This is a genomic window from Micromonospora sp. CPCC 206171 (assembly GCF_036906755.1).
Lineage (GTDB): Bacteria > Actinomycetota > Actinomycetes > Mycobacteriales > Micromonosporaceae > Micromonospora > Micromonospora purpureochromogenes.
Map to the genome: position 1 here is coordinate 1 of NZ_JBAKHT010000052.1, position 15,736 is coordinate 15,736.

17 protein-coding genes and 1 pseudogene are annotated in these 15,736 nt (G+C 70.5%); 12 read left to right on the forward strand and 6 right to left on the reverse strand.

The features are described 5' to 3' along the window. Positions 1–514: 514 nt before the first annotated feature. Positions 515–862: a PadR family transcriptional regulator gene (locus tag V6U89_RS29875; protein WP_334576613.1), complete on the forward strand. Its 348-nt coding sequence runs from the start codon at positions 515–517 to the stop codon at positions 860–862. A gap of 139 nt (positions 863–1,001) precedes the next feature. On the opposite strand, the gene V6U89_RS29880 is transcribed toward V6U89_RS29875, so the two are convergent. After that, a complete protein-coding gene (locus V6U89_RS29880) occupies positions 1,002–2,081 on the reverse strand; it encodes a hypothetical protein (protein WP_334576614.1) in 1,080 nt (359 codons plus the stop codon). Continuing rightward, complete coding sequence (locus tag V6U89_RS29885; RefSeq protein ID WP_334576616.1) at positions 2,078–3,199, reverse strand: SWIM zinc finger family protein; 1,122 nt, start codon at positions 3,197–3,199, stop codon at positions 2,078–2,080. The genes V6U89_RS29880 and V6U89_RS29885 overlap by 4 nt, the downstream gene beginning before the upstream one ends. Before the next feature lie 520 nt (positions 3,200–3,719). Between V6U89_RS29885 and V6U89_RS29890 the strand changes: the two genes are divergently transcribed. From V6U89_RS29890 to ptsP, 8 genes are all read left to right on the forward strand, one after another. Beyond that, positions 3,720–4,481 (forward strand): DeoR/GlpR family DNA-binding transcription regulator, encoded by a 762-nt coding sequence (locus V6U89_RS29890; RefSeq protein ID WP_334576618.1) that lies wholly within the window; start codon positions 3,720–3,722, stop codon positions 4,479–4,481. After that, positions 4,478–5,422, forward strand: coding sequence for a 1-phosphofructokinase family hexose kinase (locus V6U89_RS29895; RefSeq protein WP_334576620.1), 945 nt, complete (start codon positions 4,478–4,480; stop codon positions 5,420–5,422). The genes V6U89_RS29890 and V6U89_RS29895 overlap by 4 nt, the downstream gene beginning before the upstream one ends. A 62-nt stretch (positions 5,423–5,484) precedes the next feature. Continuing rightward, positions 5,485–6,660: a PTS mannitol transporter subunit IICB gene (locus V6U89_RS29900; protein WP_334576622.1), complete on the forward strand. Its 1,176-nt coding sequence runs from the start codon at positions 5,485–5,487 to the stop codon at positions 6,658–6,660. Positions 6,661–6,665: 5 nt separating this feature from the next. Next, entirely contained in the window at positions 6,666–6,974 is a 309-nt protein-coding gene (locus tag V6U89_RS29905) for a PTS lactose transporter subunit IIB (protein ID WP_109943748.1), read from the forward strand. Further along, a complete protein-coding gene (locus V6U89_RS29910) occupies positions 6,967–7,434 on the forward strand; it encodes a PTS sugar transporter subunit IIA (RefSeq protein WP_334576627.1) in 468 nt (155 codons plus the stop codon). The genes V6U89_RS29905 and V6U89_RS29910 overlap by 8 nt, the downstream gene beginning before the upstream one ends. Beyond that, complete coding sequence (locus V6U89_RS29915; RefSeq protein WP_334576629.1) at positions 7,434–8,474, forward strand: zinc-dependent dehydrogenase; 1,041 nt, start codon at positions 7,434–7,436, stop codon at positions 8,472–8,474. The genes V6U89_RS29910 and V6U89_RS29915 overlap by 1 nt, the downstream gene beginning before the upstream one ends. 42 nt (positions 8,475–8,516) lie before the next feature. Further along, positions 8,517–8,798, forward strand: a complete 282-nt coding sequence (locus V6U89_RS29920; protein WP_109943736.1) for an HPr family phosphocarrier protein — start codon at positions 8,517–8,519, stop codon at positions 8,796–8,798. After that, a complete protein-coding gene (gene ptsP / locus V6U89_RS29925; RefSeq protein ID WP_334576635.1) occupies positions 8,791–10,458 on the forward strand; it encodes a phosphoenolpyruvate--protein phosphotransferase in 1,668 nt (555 codons plus the stop codon). Before V6U89_RS29920 ends, ptsP begins: the two co-directional genes overlap by 8 nt. A 153-nt stretch (positions 10,459–10,611) precedes the next feature. Here the strand turns inward: ptsP and V6U89_RS29930 are convergent, their stop codons facing one another. Together V6U89_RS29930 and V6U89_RS29935 are read right to left on the reverse strand one after the other, a co-directional pair. Next, positions 10,612–10,749, reverse strand: coding sequence for an N-acetyltransferase (locus tag V6U89_RS29930; protein WP_334576638.1), 138 nt, complete (start codon positions 10,747–10,749; stop codon positions 10,612–10,614). A 257-nt stretch (positions 10,750–11,006) separates the two neighbouring features. Further along, a complete protein-coding gene (locus V6U89_RS29935) occupies positions 11,007–11,240 on the reverse strand; it encodes a pirin-like C-terminal cupin domain-containing protein (RefSeq protein WP_334576651.1) in 234 nt (77 codons plus the stop codon). 251 nt (positions 11,241–11,491) lie between these two features. Between V6U89_RS29935 and V6U89_RS29940 the strand changes: the two are divergent. Continuing rightward, positions 11,492–11,850: pseudogene (locus V6U89_RS29940) on the forward strand (transposase); the annotation flags it as partial. A gap of 195 nt (positions 11,851–12,045) precedes the next feature. Here the strand turns inward: V6U89_RS29940 and V6U89_RS29945 are convergent. Next, the gene (locus V6U89_RS29945; protein WP_334576640.1) at positions 12,046–12,825 is read right to left on the reverse strand and encodes an HAD family hydrolase; all 780 of its coding nucleotides are present in this window, start codon (positions 12,823–12,825) and stop codon (positions 12,046–12,048) included. Between the two features lie 968 nt (positions 12,826–13,793). Between V6U89_RS29945 and cspE the strand changes: the two genes are divergently transcribed. Continuing rightward, positions 13,794–13,997 carry a transcription antiterminator/RNA stability regulator CspE gene (gene cspE / locus V6U89_RS29950; RefSeq protein ID WP_013283833.1) on the forward strand — a complete coding sequence of 68 codons (204 nt, stop codon included), beginning with the start codon at positions 13,794–13,796 and terminating at the stop codon, positions 13,995–13,997. A gap of 427 nt (positions 13,998–14,424) precedes the next feature. Then, complete coding sequence (locus V6U89_RS29955; RefSeq protein WP_234038701.1) at positions 14,425–14,706, forward strand: hypothetical protein; 282 nt, start codon at positions 14,425–14,427, stop codon at positions 14,704–14,706. 329 nt (positions 14,707–15,035) lie between these two features. Here V6U89_RS29955 and V6U89_RS29960 read toward each other — a convergent pair whose 3' ends face one another. Next, the gene (locus V6U89_RS29960) at positions 15,036–15,548 is read right to left on the reverse strand and encodes a hypothetical protein (RefSeq protein ID WP_334576648.1); all 513 of its coding nucleotides are present in this window, start codon (positions 15,546–15,548) and stop codon (positions 15,036–15,038) included. Positions 15,549–15,736: the final 188 nt, after the last annotated feature.

A 15,736-nucleotide genomic window follows, 5' to 3' on the forward strand; every position in this document is an offset into this window, starting at 1 on the left:
CCGGTCACCTCGACCAAGCCTGGCCGGGCTGCGGTCGTACCACCAGCTAACAGGTAGCCGCGAAGCGGTCGTCACCGAAGGTGACGTCGGCACCGGTCTGCGATGTCCGGACGTGCCGACGCGGTCGTTCGCTAGCTTCCGGCCCCGTTACGGATGATCGTCGGCACTGCCCGTGAATCCTCTCCAGCTCCGCCGCCAAGGTCACTGCTTGCGACTGTGGGCAGCGGCCGAACCCGTTGCGGGGTCCGGGGCAGTAGGACCTGACCGCTGTATCCGGGACCCAGGACGATGGCCGCCCCGTTGGTGGGCGGGGCGCCGAGGACGCTGCTCTCCACCGCCGGTATCGCAGGAGCGAAATCCGGCCCGCCCAGGTCTCCGGCGTCCGCCGCGTCGCCGTCGCCCATGATCACTCCTTCTTGTCGTGGGCTCCGCGCGTGCCGGGGCCCGGTGAACCCGCCGGCGCCAGCTCGACTTCCGGCACACACCATATCTTGTCTTCCACTATATTAGGTGGATGAGTTCTCGGGCGATGACGGAACCAGCCTTCTTCATCCTCACCGCGCTTCTCGACGCTCCGCGCCACGGCTACGGGATCGTCGCGGAGGTGGCGGACCTGTCGCGGGGCCGCGTGCAGCTGAAGATCGGCTCCTTGTACGGGGTCTTGGACCGACTCGTCGGTGATGGCCTGGTCGAGTTGGACCGCGAGGAGGCATGGCAAGGACGGTTACGCCGGTACTACCGGTTGACCGAGCGGGGTCGCCATGCCCTCGACGCAGAGGCTCAACGGCTGGCCGCCAACGCACGCCTCGCCTCGACCCGGTTGCGCGAGCGGCGGAACCCGATCACGGGGACGCCGTCGTGAGCCGGCTGGAGGAGCGCTACCGGTTCGTTCTTCGGCTGCTGCCCGCCGCCTACCGGCAGGAATGGGAAGACGACATGGTCGCCGCATTCCTGGACAGCATGGACACCGGCGACTCCGAGACCACCGCCTACGCCGCCGACTATGGCCGGCCGAGCCTGTCGGAGGTCGCCAGCATCGTGTCCCTCGCCGTCCGGTTGCGTCTCGGCGGGGCTGACGCGCCACCCCGCTCGTTCGCCTGGGGGCAGGCCGTGCGACTGGCGACCCTGATGGCGATGCTGACCCACGCCGTCATGGTCACCGCGAGCATCGCCGTCACACTGTGGCTCTCCGGGAAGATCGCCTGGTTGCCGGCTCCTGCACCCGAATCCACGCCGTCGAGAGCCCGCAGCGTCTTCTGCGCCATCGACGCCACGAACCCGGGGGCGTCGGCGAGCAGGCGCAAGTAGTCTCCGCGATGCCGGTCGACCTCGCTGGCGGTGGGCTCCAGCAGGACGTGCAGGGCGACGAACGCGCGCAACGCGGCCGGCCGGTCGCCGCGCAACAGCCGGCTCACGCAGCCGTCGAGCAGCATCGTCCGGTCCAGGCGGCCCTCGCCGGCCAGTCGCGCCAGCGCGCGCGGCAGGGCGAGCTTCTCGTCGGTCATGACCTCGTCGAAGGACATCCGCGTCCCGGCGCCGTCCACCTCGAACAGGCGCGGCACCAGGGCGTCGAGGAACCCGTCCGCCCGGAGCCGGTCCACCAGCGGGACCGGTCGCTGCCACTCCGGCGGCCACGCCATCAGGGCGAGCCACCCCTCCACGAACTGGTCACCGGTGGGTGTCGCCGCCTTCTCGGCGGTGAGCAGCTCGGCGACGAATCCCCAGCCGTCCATCGGGTCGTCCCGGCGGAGCCCGTCCGCCAGCCGGTATGCCAGCTTGGCCAGCCAGGGCACCCCGCGCGTCCGCGCGACCTGGACCACCAGCCCGGCGTCGGCGCCCCGCAGCGACACGTTCCGCCGGCCGAGCAGCTCGGCCGCCGTGGCGGCGGTGGGCAGGCACCCGACCGCAGCCACCGCCAGAGCCGTCGCCTCGTTGTTCCACCACCAGTTGTCGCGCCGCCGGCGCACGTGGGCCACAAGCCCTTCGGCGAACGACCGCCGCCCCTGGTCGTCGAGGCCCGTGACCGCGTCGACGGCCGCGCCGATGTCGCCCCGGACCAGGAACTCGAACGGATCGCTCACGCCCCGACCTCCACCGGAGCGCCCACCATCGTCGTGGCCAGCGCGTGCTTGCAGGGCCCGCGCTGACCGCGGTGCCGCGCCCACCAGGGGCAGGAGCAGGTGTACGAGCCGTCCGTCCGGCGGCGGACCCGGTAGACCTCGTCGCCGTGGCGTACGGTCGCCGCCTCGCCGTCGAGCGTGACCGCGCCCGCCTCGACCAGCGCCCGCGCCCCGACCAGCCGGGGATTGTCCCGCTCGGCCCGGCCGGCGTCGTACGGCAGCACCCGGTGGAAGTAGCCCGCCTCGGCCACGTCGAAGCCGACCCGGCCGGCGGTGCCCAGCTGGGCCAGCGCGGCCCGGACCCGGTCCGCCGAAATCCCCGCCGAGGCAGCCAGCGCGTGGACATCGATCGTCGGGTCCCCGGACAGCAGCGCGGCGACCAGCGCGGCGTCGTCAGCGACGTCGTCCGTGGCGAGCGCGGTCAGCGCGCCGCCCTCGCCGGAGAAACCCCGGTAGGGCTCCGGCGACAGGGTCAGCGACAGCCGCAGCGCGCCGGTGTCGAGCTCCCACACGCTCGGCAGCGGCGGCGACCCGACCGCCGCCGGTGGCCCGTACACCCGCAGGGTCTTCGCGTACCGGAGCAGCTCACGCAGCGTGGCGAGCCGTCCGGCGCCGGCCAGGCACACCGCGCCGGGCACCGGGCGCGAGGTCAGCCGCAGCGAGCGCCCGGCCGGCACCACCCAGAGCACCGACCGGTCGTTGCCCGCCGGCAGCCGGCGCAGGAAGGCGGCCGCCTCCGCCGCCGGGATCTCCGCCCGCGGTTCCATGGCCGCGGCGATCAGATGGACCTCGGCGAACCCCCGCAGCCAACGCCCAGGCAGCGGCACCTTCTTCTCCACCACCGGACCGTCGAGGGTGGACACGGTCAGGTCGTCCGGCCCCACCGACAGGTGCAGCGGGTCGATGCCGGCCACCCGGGCCAGCGCCTCCCGCAGCGGCGCGTTCACGTCGACGTTGGTGGTGCCGTGCTCGACGATGTCGCCGTCGAACCCGGCCGGCACGACATCCAGCCGCGCGTACACCCCGCAGCAGCCGGAGAACGACTCGAAGCGCATCCGGTCCCGGCTGCCGGTGACCACGGGATCGAGGCTCGCCGGGTTGACCGGCTGGTGGTACCGGGTCCGGGCGACTTCGGCGACCGCCAGCAGCCCGGCGGCCGCCGCCTGCGGAGTCGTCAGAAAACCGGAGAAGAACCGCGGGTTGGTCGCAGGCCCGCCGCTGGTCTGCAGCGCCAGGCCCGGTGCAGCGTGGACGGCTGGAGGTAGCGGTAAGTCTGAAGGGCGCTCACGGCTGCCGAACTTACGACCGACCCCCGACAGGGCACGACGGCAGGCTGCAACCCCGGCGACAGCAGCTCCGTCCATCGCCACGTGGAGAACCTTCGCACGCTGGTCGGTGCCACGGCCGGAAGGCCCCAGAACTTTCGGCGTGCTCGCCTGCGGCTCGCCGGTATGTGCCGAGATATATCGATTTGTGCCTCAATCTCAGGTACCGCTTCGGTCAAACTTGCGGAGTTGGCGGGTGAGACCTCTTGACGATCCAACACGACCGGGCGTAAACAAAGAGGAAGCCACATCGAAACGGCGGTGAAACCAAGCGATGTACGCCGAGGAACGGCAGCAGGAGATCCTCCGGAGAGCCCGGGCCCAGGGCCGGGTCGACGTCATGGTGCTGGCCGAGGAACTGGCGGTGACGAGCGAGACCATCCGGCGGGACCTGACCGCGTTGGAGCGTGCGGGGGTGCTGCGCCGCGTACACGGCGGCGCGATCCCGGTCGAACGCCTCGGTTTCGAGCCCGCGCTCGCCACCCGGGACGCGGTGCTGACCGCCGAGAAGGAGCGCATCGCCAAGGCCGCGCTCGCCGAGGTCCCGGAGGACGGGGCGATCATCATTGACGCCGGCTCGACCACCGGGCGGCTGGCCCAGGTGCTGAACACGGAGCGCGAGCTGACCGTGATCGTCAACGCCCCGCCACTGGCCACCCTGCTGGCCGCCCGACCGAACCTCAACGTGATCATGCTCGGCGGCCGGGTCCGCAGCCGAACCATGGCGACGGTCGACGACTGGGCCATGCAGGCGCTCTCCCAGATCTACGTCGACGTGGCCTTCATGGCGACCAACGGCTGCTCGGTCGAGCGCGGGCTCACCACGCCGGATCCGGCCGAGGCCGCCGTCAAGCGGGCGATGATCGCCTCGGCCCGACGTACGGTTCTGCTCGCCGACCACACCAAGTTCGGCGACGACCACCTCGCGCGCTTCGGCCGGCTCGCGGACGTCGACCTCATCATCACCGACACCGGGCTGAGCGCCGCCGCCGCAGCCGGTCTGCAGCACGCCGGTCCGGAGGTGATCCGGGCATGATCCTCACCGTCACCCTCAACCCGAGCCTGGACCGGGCCGTCGCCATCGAGTCCCTGGTGCGGGGCGAGGTGCTGCGCGCCGCACCCGCACACCTCGACCCGGGCGGCAAGGGAGTCAACGTCTCCCGGGCCCTGCTCGCCAACGGCGTGCCGTCGCGGGCGGTCATCCCGTGCGGCGGCCCCGAGGGGGAGCAGCTGGTGCGGCTGCTGGCGGCGGAGGGCGTACCCATGATCGCCGTACCGATTGCTGGCCGGACCAGGTCCAACATCACGTTGGCTGAGCCGGACGGCACAATCACGAAGATCAACGAGCCCGGCCCAGCGCTCTCCGGCGCCGAGCTGAAGGCGGTCGTCGAGGTGGTGCTCTCCGCCGCGGGCTCGGCCGACTGGGCGGTGGTCTGCGGGAGCATCCCGCCGTCCCTGCCGGTCGAGGAGTTCAGCGAGCTCTGCTCCCGACTGATCGAAGCAGGCGTCCGGCTCGCAGTCGACACCAGCGGCCCGGCGCTGGTCGCCGCGGCGGCCGCGGGGGCGTCGCTGATCAAGCCCAACCGGGAGGAACTCGCCCAGGCCACCGGGCGGGCCGTCAACTCGACCGAAGACGTCGTCGTCGCCGCCCAGCAGTTGCGCGCCCTGGGTGCCCAGGCGGTGCTGACCAGCCTCGGCCCGGAGGGCGCCGTGCTGGTCGACGAGGACGGCGTCATCACCGGAATCTCACCCGTCGCCGAGCCCCGCAGCAACGTCGGGGCCGGGGATGCCCTGCTCGCCGGCTTCCTGGCCGGCGGTGCCGCCGGGGCAGCGGCGCTCGCCGAGGGCCTCGCGTGGGCCGCGGCGGCGGTCAGCCTGCCGGGCAGCCGGATGCCCCGGCCCGGCGACCTGCGCCGCGACCACGTCCACGTCCACCACCGGCCGGACCTGGTCCGGCAACTGCTCGCCCGGGACTGACTGACCCAACCCCCACCCCCCACCACCGGCAATTCAGCCGGCAGTCGAACAGGAGGCCTCCCATGGCCACGGATTACACCCCCGCCGTCACGGGTACCGGCATCAAGGCAGGGATTCAGCGGGTCGGCGGCTACCTCGCCGGCATGGTCATGCCCAACATCGGCGCGTTCATCGCCTGGGGTCTGATCACCGCGCTCTTCATCCCCACCGGCTGGATACCCAACGCCCACCTCGCCCAGCTCGTCGGCCCGATGATCACCGTCCTGCTTCCGGTGCTGATCGGCTACACCGGTGGCCGGCTGGTGCACGGCCAGCGCGGCGCCGTCGTCGGTGCCGTCGCCACGATGGGCATCGTGGTCGGCAGCGAGGTGCCGATGTTCCTCGGCGCCATGATGATCGGCCCGCTCGCCGCGTACCTGGTCAAGCTCTTCGACAACGCCTTCGAGCACCGCATCAAGGCCGGCTTCGAGATGCTGGTCAACAACTTCTCGGCCGGAATCATCGGCGGTGGCATGGCGCTGGTCGGGGTCTGGGTGATCGGCCCGGTCGTCCGCTCCATCACCAACCTCGCCGGTCACGGTGTCGACTGGCTCGTCGGGCACAACCTGCTGCCGGTCGCCTCGGTCCTGGTCGAGCCGGCGAAGGTGCTCTTCCTCAACAACGCCATCAACCACGGCGTTCTCGGCCCGCTGGGTGTCGCGCAGGCGACCGAGACGGGCAAGTCCATCCTCTTCATGATCGAGTCCAACCCCGGCCCGGGCCTGGGGCTGCTCCTGGCCTTCCTGTTCTTCGGGCCCCGCGCGCTGCGCCCCAGCGTGCCGGCCGCGATCATCATCCACTTCCTCGGCGGCATCCACGAGATCTACTTCCCGTACGTGCTGATGAAGCCGCGGCTCATCCTCGCGATGATCGCCGGTGGCGCCGCCGGAGTCACCACCTTCATGATCACCGGTGCCGGCCTGGTCGCCACCCCGTCACCGGGAAGCGTCTTCGCCTACGCCGCCGTCACGCCTCGTGGCGGCTGGTTCGGAGTCGTCCTCGGCATCCTCATCGCGGCGGCGGTCACCTTCTTCGTGGCGGCGGCGTTGCTCGGCTTCGGTCGACTCAACGGCGACGCCCAGGCGGAACAGCCGGGCACCGGGGACGCCGAGGCCACGGTCCCGCCGGGCGGCGAGGCGCCGCGCCAGACCGCCGGGGCCGCCGCAACCACCAACTCCACCGCAGTTTCGGAGGCGTGAACCAGATGAGCACGATTCAGGGAAGCGACATCCACAAGATCGTGGTGGCCTGCGACGCCGGGATGGGCAGCAGCGTGATGCTCGCCAGCCAGCTGCGCAAACAGCTCAGCAAGCACTCGGTGGCCGTGGAGCACACCCAGGTCGATCACATCCCCGCCGACGCCGATCTGGTCGTCGTGCACACCGGGCTGGCCGCACGCGCCCGGGCGAACGCGCCCGAGAAGGTCATCGTGCCGTTCCAGGTGTTCATCGGCGACCCGGCGGTGGCGAAGGTGGTCGCCGCGGTGAAGAACGGCGGCGCGGTCGATGGCTGAGGTGGCAAGCGGCGACCTCGCCGCGCTGCTCGACCGCCGGGCGATCCGGCTCGACGAGACCGCCGCCAACCGGGAGGACGCGATCCGGCGCAGCGGTGCGGTGCTGGTCGAGATCGGGGCCGTCGACCAGTCCTACATCGAGGCGATGCTGGCGCGCGAGCGATCGGTCTCGACGTACATGGGGGAGGGGGTGGCGATCCCGCACGGCACGCTCGCCGGCAAGGACGCCGTACACCGTGACGCGCTCGCGGTGCTCCGCTTCCCCGCCGGCGTGGACTGGGGCGGCGAGCAGGCCGCACTCTGCGTGGCGATCGCCGCCCGCGGCGACGGTCACATCGCGATCCTGGCCCAGCTGGCCGAGGTCCTGCTGGATCCGGAGCGGGCCCGGGCGTTGCGCGAGGCCACCGATGCCGACGAGATTCTCCGGCTGCTCCAGCCGGTCGACGAGGAGACAGACTGATGAAGGTTGTTCGCTTCCACGCTCCGGGTGATGTGCGGATCGAGGACGCACCCGAACCAACCCCGGGACCGGGAGAGGTCAAGATCCGGGTACGCAACTGCTCGACCTGCGGCACGGACGTGAAGATCTGGCGATTCGGCCATCACCACATCGACCCGCCGCGGGTGATGGGCCACGAGGTCGCGGGCGAGGTCACCGAGGTCGGCGCCGAGGTGACCGGCTGGCAACCCGGTGACCGGGTCCAGGTGATCGCCGCGATTCCGTGCGGGCGGTGCGACCAGTGCCGCCGCGGCCGAATGACCGTCTGCCCCAACCAGGAGTCGATCGGCTACCAGTACGACGGCGGCTTCGCCCAGTACATGATCGTCCCGGCCAAGGTGCTCGCCGTCGACGGCCTGAACCGGATCCCGGACGGAGTCAGCTTCGCCGAGGCGTCGGTGACCGAGCCGCTGGCCTGCGTCCTCAACGGCCAGGAACTCGCCCGGGTCGGCGAGGGCGACGACGTCGTCGTCATCGGCTCCGGCCCGATCGGCTGCCTGCACGTACGGCTCGCTCGGGCCCGCGGCGCCACCCGGGTCACCCTGGTCGACCTCAACCGGGACCGGCTGGACATGGCTGCGGCGCTCGTCGCGCCCGACGCCACGATCTGCGCCGCGGAGACCGACCCGGTCGACGCGGTCCTCAAGCTCACCGACGGCGCCGGAGCCGATGTCGTCATCACCGCGGCGGCCTCCGGGGCGGCGCAGGAGCAGGCACTGCAGATGGTCGGCCGCCAGGGCCGGATCAGCTTCTTCGGCGGCCTGCCCAAGGACAAGCCGGTCATCGCCCTCGACGCCAACCTGGTGCACTACCGCGAGCTCACCATCGTCGGCGCCAACGGGTCCAGCCCCGCGCACAACAAGGCGGCGCTGCAGCTGATCGCCAGCGGTGCGGTGCCGGTCGCGGACCTGATCACGGACCGGCTGCCGCTGGAGAACGCCCTCGAGGCATTCGACATCGTCTCCCGCGGCGCCGGCATCAAAGTCACCATCGAGCCCTGACCGGCTCGGATCCACCAGGATCCATCACCCCTAGGAGTCGTCATGCCCGAACGCACCGTCCCCGTCGGGTCGACCAGCGGGCTGCACGCCCGCCCCGCCGCCATCTTCGTCGCGGCCGCCGCCGCCCAGCCCGTCGCGGTCAGCGTCCGGCGGCCGGGCGGCCGGCCGGTACCCGCCCGCAGCATGCTCTCGGTGCTGTCACTCGGTGCCACCCACGGCACCGAACTGATCCTCGCTGCCGAGGGCGACGGGGCGGAGGCCGCTCTGGACGCTCTCGCCGACCTGCTGCGCCGCAACCTCGACGAGGAGCCGGTCGATGCCTGAGCGGCTGACCGGCATCGGGGTCAGCCCCGGTGTGACCGCCGGTCCGCTGCTGCGGGTGGCCCCGGCGCCCCGGCTGCCGGAGCCGACCGCCGTCGCCGACGTCGAGGCGGAGCTGGCGCGGGCCGACTCGGCCCTCGCCGCGGTCGCCGCCGAGCTGCGCCGCCGCGCCGATGCGGCGCGGCGGCCGGAGGCGGCCGAGATCCTCCAGGCCCAGGCGATGATGGCCGAGGACCCGGTCCTGCGCGAGACGATCGCCGACGTGATCCGGGGCGGTCGGGACGCTGCGCACGCGATCGCCGACGCCTTCGCCGAACACCGCCGGGCGTTCCAGGCGGCGGGCGGCTACCTCGCCGAGCGGGTCACCGACCTGGACGACGTCCGGGACCGCGCGGTCGCCGCGAGCCTCGGGCGGCCGATGCCCGGCGTCCCGGCCCCGGGTCACCCGTACGTGCTGGCCGCGCGCGATCTCGCACCGGCCGACACTGTGGACCTCGACCCGGAGCAGGTGCTCGCACTGGTCACCGAGGCGGGCGGCCCGACCAGCCACACCGCCATCCTGGCCCGGTCACTCGGCCTGCCCGCAGTGGTCTCCTGCGCCGGCGCGCTGAGCGTGCCCGAGGGAACGGTGGTCCGGGTGGACGGCGGTTCCGGCGAGGTGCTCATCGATGTCGATGAGTCGCTCGTGGCGGCCACTCGCGCCGCGGCGCCCGCCCGGCGCGATCGAGCCACCCCGAGCCGGGGACCCGGCCGCACCGCCGACGGGCGCGCGGTGAAGCTGCTGGTGAACATCGGCTCGGCGGCCCAGTTGCGCGGCGACGAGGCCGCCGGGGCTGAGGGCGTCGGGCTCTTCCGTACCGAGCTGCTCTTCCTCGACCGCAGCACGCTGCCCGGCCTGGACGAGCAGGTTCGGGCGTACGCCGAGGTCTTCGCGGCGATGGCGGGCCGCCCGGTGGTGATCCGGACGCTGGACGCCGGCGCCGACAAGCCGCTGCCCTTCCTCGACCAGGCCGGCGAGCCCAACCCGGCCCTCGGCGTCCGCGGTCTGCGGGTCGCACGACGCCGACCCGAGGTGCTCCGGACCCAGCTCGAAGCGATCGACCTGGCCTCCCGGCGGACCGGCGCCGACGTCCGGGTGATGGCGCCGATGGTGGCCACCGCCGCCGAGGCCCGCGAGTTCGCCATGATCACGCGCGCCGCCGGCCTCAGCAACGTCGGCGTCATGGTGGAGGTGCCGGCGGCGGCGCTGCGCGCCCCGCAACTGCTCGACGAGGTCGACTTCCTCAGCATCGGCACCAATGACCTGAGCCAGTACGTCTTCGCCGCCGACCGGCAGTGCGGCGACCTGGCCGAGCTGCTCGATCCGTGGCAGCCGGCGCTGCTGCAGCTGATCGCCGCCTGCGCGACCGCCGGGGGCGCAGCCGGGAAGCCGGTCGGCGTCTGCGGTGAGGCGGCCGCCGATCCGCAGCTCGCGGTGGTGCTCGCCGGCCTCGGCGTGACCAGCCTGTCGATGTCACCGCGGGCCCTGGCGCCCGTGCGGGCGGCGCTGGCCGCGCACACCCTTGCCGACTGCGCCCGACTGGCCAAGCTCGCGCTGGCCGCCGAGGATGCCGAGCAGGCACGGGCCACCGTCCGGAGCGAGGCCAGGCCGGTGCCGGACTGATCCGGCAGCGCGCCGGAAGCCGTCGGAGATCTCCCGTGTGACACGATCCCCGACGGCTGTCTTGGCCGGGATCACGCGACTGACCGCCCTCTGGGATGCCTCCTGAATGAGCGACGCGACGATGAGGGCGCTAGCCACGTTGCCCATCGAAGGCTATCCCAGTTCGGCCTCCAGCCATTGCAGGACATCGGAGGTCACCGGGTCGGTAATGTCGGCGAACTCGTCGTGCTTCTTCAGGAACTTGGCCACGTAGGGGCAGACGGGCACGATCCGCTTCCCAGAGGCGTGCACGTCGGTGAGCGACTCCTAGACCAGCTGAGCGGCCAGGCCCTGGCCGGCGAAGGCGTCGTCGACTTCGGTCTGGAAGAAGACCCCTTTGGTCGCCGCGGTCGCGATACGCGGTCAGGCCGGCCGGCATACCGTCGACCAGGATCTCGTACCGGTGCTTGGCATCGAACCGCTCGATGATCGCGGCGGCAGACGGCTGGCTCATGGGGTGCCTTTCGAACGGAGCTGGCGCGGAGGATTCCGGCGGCGTGATGGTGGCGTTAGGCAGGGCGGGCGCCCGAAGGCGGTCCCCCGGATACCCTCGACGACGCCGAGCGGTCGGAGGATACCTCCCAGTCTGCTCGGGCCCGGACGATGTCCGCGTGGGTGCGGCCGATGAAGTTCCACCACATGACGATCTCCTCCTCGAAGGGTGTACCGCCGAGCAGGATCGTCCGCGCCGGGCGCGACCGTGCGCTGACCCGGCACGTCCGCAAAATGCGCTCATCCGCCACGACCGGACGGCTTCGGCGCCACGGCCAGTTACTCAGCGCGACGCCCGGCCGGCGGCAGATCCGGATGCCCAATGCGCCGATTCAGAGTGCGTGTGAGTCGCCCGCGTGCCGTCTGGTCAGGCTGCCACTGAGGTGGAAGGCCAGTCGCCGGACGCGAAGTCCCGCAGTCCCGGTTGAGCTTAGAGATGGTTTCACCTTGAATTCGGCGCGTCGCTTGTAGACGACCGCGGTAGCCGGTACATGAGTGGCTCGTGCGTGAGAAGGAGATCGTTGACGGGCTGTGGGAGCGGCTCGCGCCGCTGATTCCGGCTCGTACCCGCCGCTTCCGCTACCCCGGCAGACTGGCCCGTGACAACCGTGCGGCCCTGGCCGGCATCCTGTTCGTCCTGCGCGCCGGCATCCCGTGGCAGAAGCTGCCCACCATGGCGTTCGGGGTGTCCGGGTCGACGTGCTGGCGGCGGCTGGCCTACTGGCAGGACCAGGGACGAGGTGCTGCTGGCGGAGCTGCGTGCGGCCGGGCGCTTGACCTGGCCTACGCGGTGGTCGACGCCTCCCATCTGCGGGCGGTAAAAGGGGGGATAAGGTCGGGCCGAGCCCGATCGATCGCGGTTTCGGCCGCCCGCTGGTTCGTGGTCTACCTAAGGTGCCCAAGGGGGGGTTGCGAAGCAGCGAATCATCTCGCGAGGCACTGGCGATCCGACGCCAGGCTTCGTGCCTGGGATGCCACGGAACCGCTACCCGACAGCGACCTGACCTTGAACACCGCTGACGTTTCCCCGCGTGCCGCAGCCGAGCAAATCCACCGTCACGTCCTGGCCGACGAGCGGTCAGCAGTTCCCCAGGACTGACGTAACAAGGCGAGCAGCCCGTGACCGTCCTCGATCCTCGCGTCCGGTTCGACATGGGGGAGGGCGGATTCGCGATCGGTACGAGGTGACCGCATCAGGATCGCCGCACCGGCACCCGCCCGACGAGCGCAGACGATGTCACGTTTGAGGCTGTCTCCGACGAACCAGCAGTCCCCGATTGGGACTCCAAGGGAGCGGACGGCCATGTGCGCCAGCTCCGGGTTCGGCTTTCGTGGCCCCGCCTCGTCGCTGTAGAACTCGGCTGCGAGCAGCCCGGAGAGTCCTGCCGCAGCGAGGTAGTCCCGGTGCGCGGCGCCGGAGAGCGTGTTGCTGACCACCGCCATTGGCAGTCCCGCGTCGGCGGCGGCGTGTAACGCCTCCGGGATGCCGGGACGTACGGCCCATTGCTGTCGCCAGGTCCAGGCGTACGCCAGCGGGGTTGCTTCCCGCTCGACGGCATCGCGGGCCTCCTGAGGCCAGGACCGGGTCACGAAATCTGCCCACACCTGAGCGTGCGACAGCTCGACGGGTTGAGCCGCCTTGCCAACGTCGTCGCGCCAGACGGCATACGCACGCGCACCCTCACCGATGTCCCGAGCGATCTGCTCGCGGGACACCGCTCCGTCTACGAGTTGGGACACTCGCTGCACCAGCTCCGGCGGGGCCGGCGGTTGCGGTGGCGCGTCGACCAGGACGCCACCGAAGTCCAGCAGAAGCGCGCGAGGCGGACGAAGCATGCCCGCATCCTCTCGCAGCGGCAGAAGGAAGAGGAGGGAATCCCAGGGCAAAGCGACTCATGCCAGGTTGGGCGAAGCCGACACGTGGTGCGGCTCCCATCAGTCCGATCGTCGTGACGGACTTCTGGTCCAACATGCGATGAGCCGCACGAACAGCAGGGTCATCACGGCCATCGCAGGAAGGGTCAGCAACACCCACCGGCCGCCGAGCAGGTTGCCGGTTCCCGTCAGGGCAAACGCCACGCCCTCCCATAGCAAGCTACCTGCTGACACAACGGGATCTGCTCATCCTCGTGATCACGCTGATCGTCGGCAGCACCGACAGCTCCGCTTCACACGTCGGCGACGTCCGCTCATGTCGATGTGCGCGCCCTGACCTTGCTTCAAGGCGCTTCTCCGATGTCAGGCGATCGCGCGGGTGCGGCCGCCCCGCACGGCCACCAGCGTCGGGCACGACCCGAACCACACCAAGGTTCTCCACCGAGACCACTGGGCGAGCCGGCCGATCCACCCACCTGCCCCCGTCCCGCCTCGGAGTCAGACAGCGCTTCCGCAGGTGCCCACGCCGAGTGATCGAGCCCGTGTGGACGGACATCGTGGCGGCTCGTTCTGACGGCGCCCGACTAGAATTCACGCCACATCAGGCGCGACCTGCCGATTCTCGGTGTCGCTGCCACCTCCCAGCCTTGCAACTAGCCCATCGTGAACCCGGTCAACGTGCCGTCCACGCGGCGTGGCAAGCAGACGAGTGACCAGGTCCACTCACCGCCATGGGATCGACGACGGATCATGTGCTACGGTAGCCGAGTTGCAGTTTTGATTTCCGTAGACGTTTTCCGGCGCCTGATGGGGCATCTGAAACCCATCCAGGCGCTTTTCGTTTTTCGTGTCGTTTCGACGCGGGTGATCAACGCGGCGGCGTAAGGGTCCGCACAGTGCGGTCTCTAACAGCCTGCGAAGGAGCAGACATGACTACAGGTACCGTGAAGTGGTTCAACGCCGACAAGGGCTTCGGCTTCATCAGCCCGGACGACGGCGGCGCCGACGTCTTCGCCCACTTCTCCGCGATCTCGGCGAGCGGCTTCCGCAGCCTCGACGAGAATCAGAAGGTGGAGTTCGACATCACCCAAGGCCAGAAGGGCCCGCAGGCGGAGAACATCCGCCCGCTCTGATCCACACTCTGCCAACGGCGGCCCGACTGGTTCAGCGGGCCGCCGTTCGGCGTTTCATGCGCTCACCACGGCATGGCGAAAATCGTCCGATCGGCAGAAGGCCGGCCATCTCGGTGTGGAGCCAGCTCAGCATTGCCCCCGTGTTCTCCCTCTCTGGATCGATTCGGACCTCGGGCGCTAGTCTGCCCAGGCCGACTATCGGCTCGCCCAAGGCGCGCCTCTGGCTCATGAACCAGACAGATACAAACATCGACCCTTATCGCTAACGAGCCGAATTCCGCATCGCCGCCGCCCTGACGGTCGAGGCACGTACGGTCGCGGTCCAGGTGGAGCACACCATGGTCGGACTCGACGCCTCGCCTCCTGATGACTGTCAGACAGCCGGGACCCGGGGTGCACGGCGTTACATCCTGAAGGGTTGATGACTATGACGACGACCTACTCGGGTCCTGCGAGGCTGATCCTGGTCGACGGCGCATGCATATCCGGCATGGCTTCCCTCAGTACCAACCAGCGCGGAGGACTCAACGGCTGGGGCGGCACGTTCCGTCCGGACGAGATCACGACAGACCTTCGCAACGCAGTCGAAGGGCTGCAATTGGAACTGCCCTACGATCGGATGGGGACAGTCGCCGTCACTGGCATACGCAAGCTACTCGCCACGCAGGTGTTGATGTCGTTGGCAGGCCGCGGACCCGCACCATTCTGATCGTGCGCCGCACGGCCGCCGCTACATCGCCGCCGCGACGCGGTCACTCTGCTCTGACGCAGCGACGAGGGCAGGACGGTGTTGATCGGTAGACTCTGCCAGGAACCGTTAACTCTCATGCAGCCGTCCGCGCGCTTAGCGTCGGCCACCCCCGTACGTCCGTGGCAAGTGTCAGGTGCGCCCTGGTCAGTCCGCCGGGCGCGGCGGTACCCGGCACTGCTGCCCCAAGGTCGAATGCGCTGTCATGCCGGGAATCGTCGTGGGTGGTGGCGACAGGGTGGTTCCTGGGCAGGTTCCTGGTAGCGCGAAGGGGGTTGGTAGGCGATAGTTCAGCGTTCGGCGGTGGGCCAACTCCGGTCATGGTCGAACCGGGAAAGGGTCCACATTCCGATGCGGCGTAGCCGCAAGGCGGGATCGTCGGATTGAACCAGGCAAATCAGCCGCCTGCCGAGCAGAGCCGCCGCCCACGCCCGCTCCGCGAGGATCTCCAGCAGAGTATGGGCGTCGTCGACGTGGTGGTGCGCGAACGCGTCAAAGCCGGTGAGGACGAGTGCGAAGCCCGCTGACCGCCCCCACGCGTCGGCCAACGCCTCGTCCAGACCCTCGCCGAGGCAGTGCCATTGGTCGTGGCAGACATGCCCCAAGGCCGAGGCAAGGTCGCGGAACATGTGGGAGGTTATGAGCCATGCCGCATCTACCGTGACGACCTCGTAGCGATGCTCCCGCAACCACGCAACGGTGGTATCCAAGAGCGTCCGACTGTGCAGAAGCCGCACCGGCGCGCGCATCAAGAGCTGATAGTCGAGCCGCGCGACGTCGGTCTCGCGGTTGAAGGCCGCCACCTCGACAGGGTGTACTAGTACCGCGGTCATGACAAGGCAGCCGGTCGTATGGCCGCAGGCGTCACCAGGCGAAGATCGAACATCCGGATCTGCCGCCAGTCGTGCGGTCTTGCCGACCCGTCCGGATCTGGCACCCCTCTGTGTCAAGTGATGATCAAGAGGGGTGTTCTAGGCTGGGGTTCGGCGGG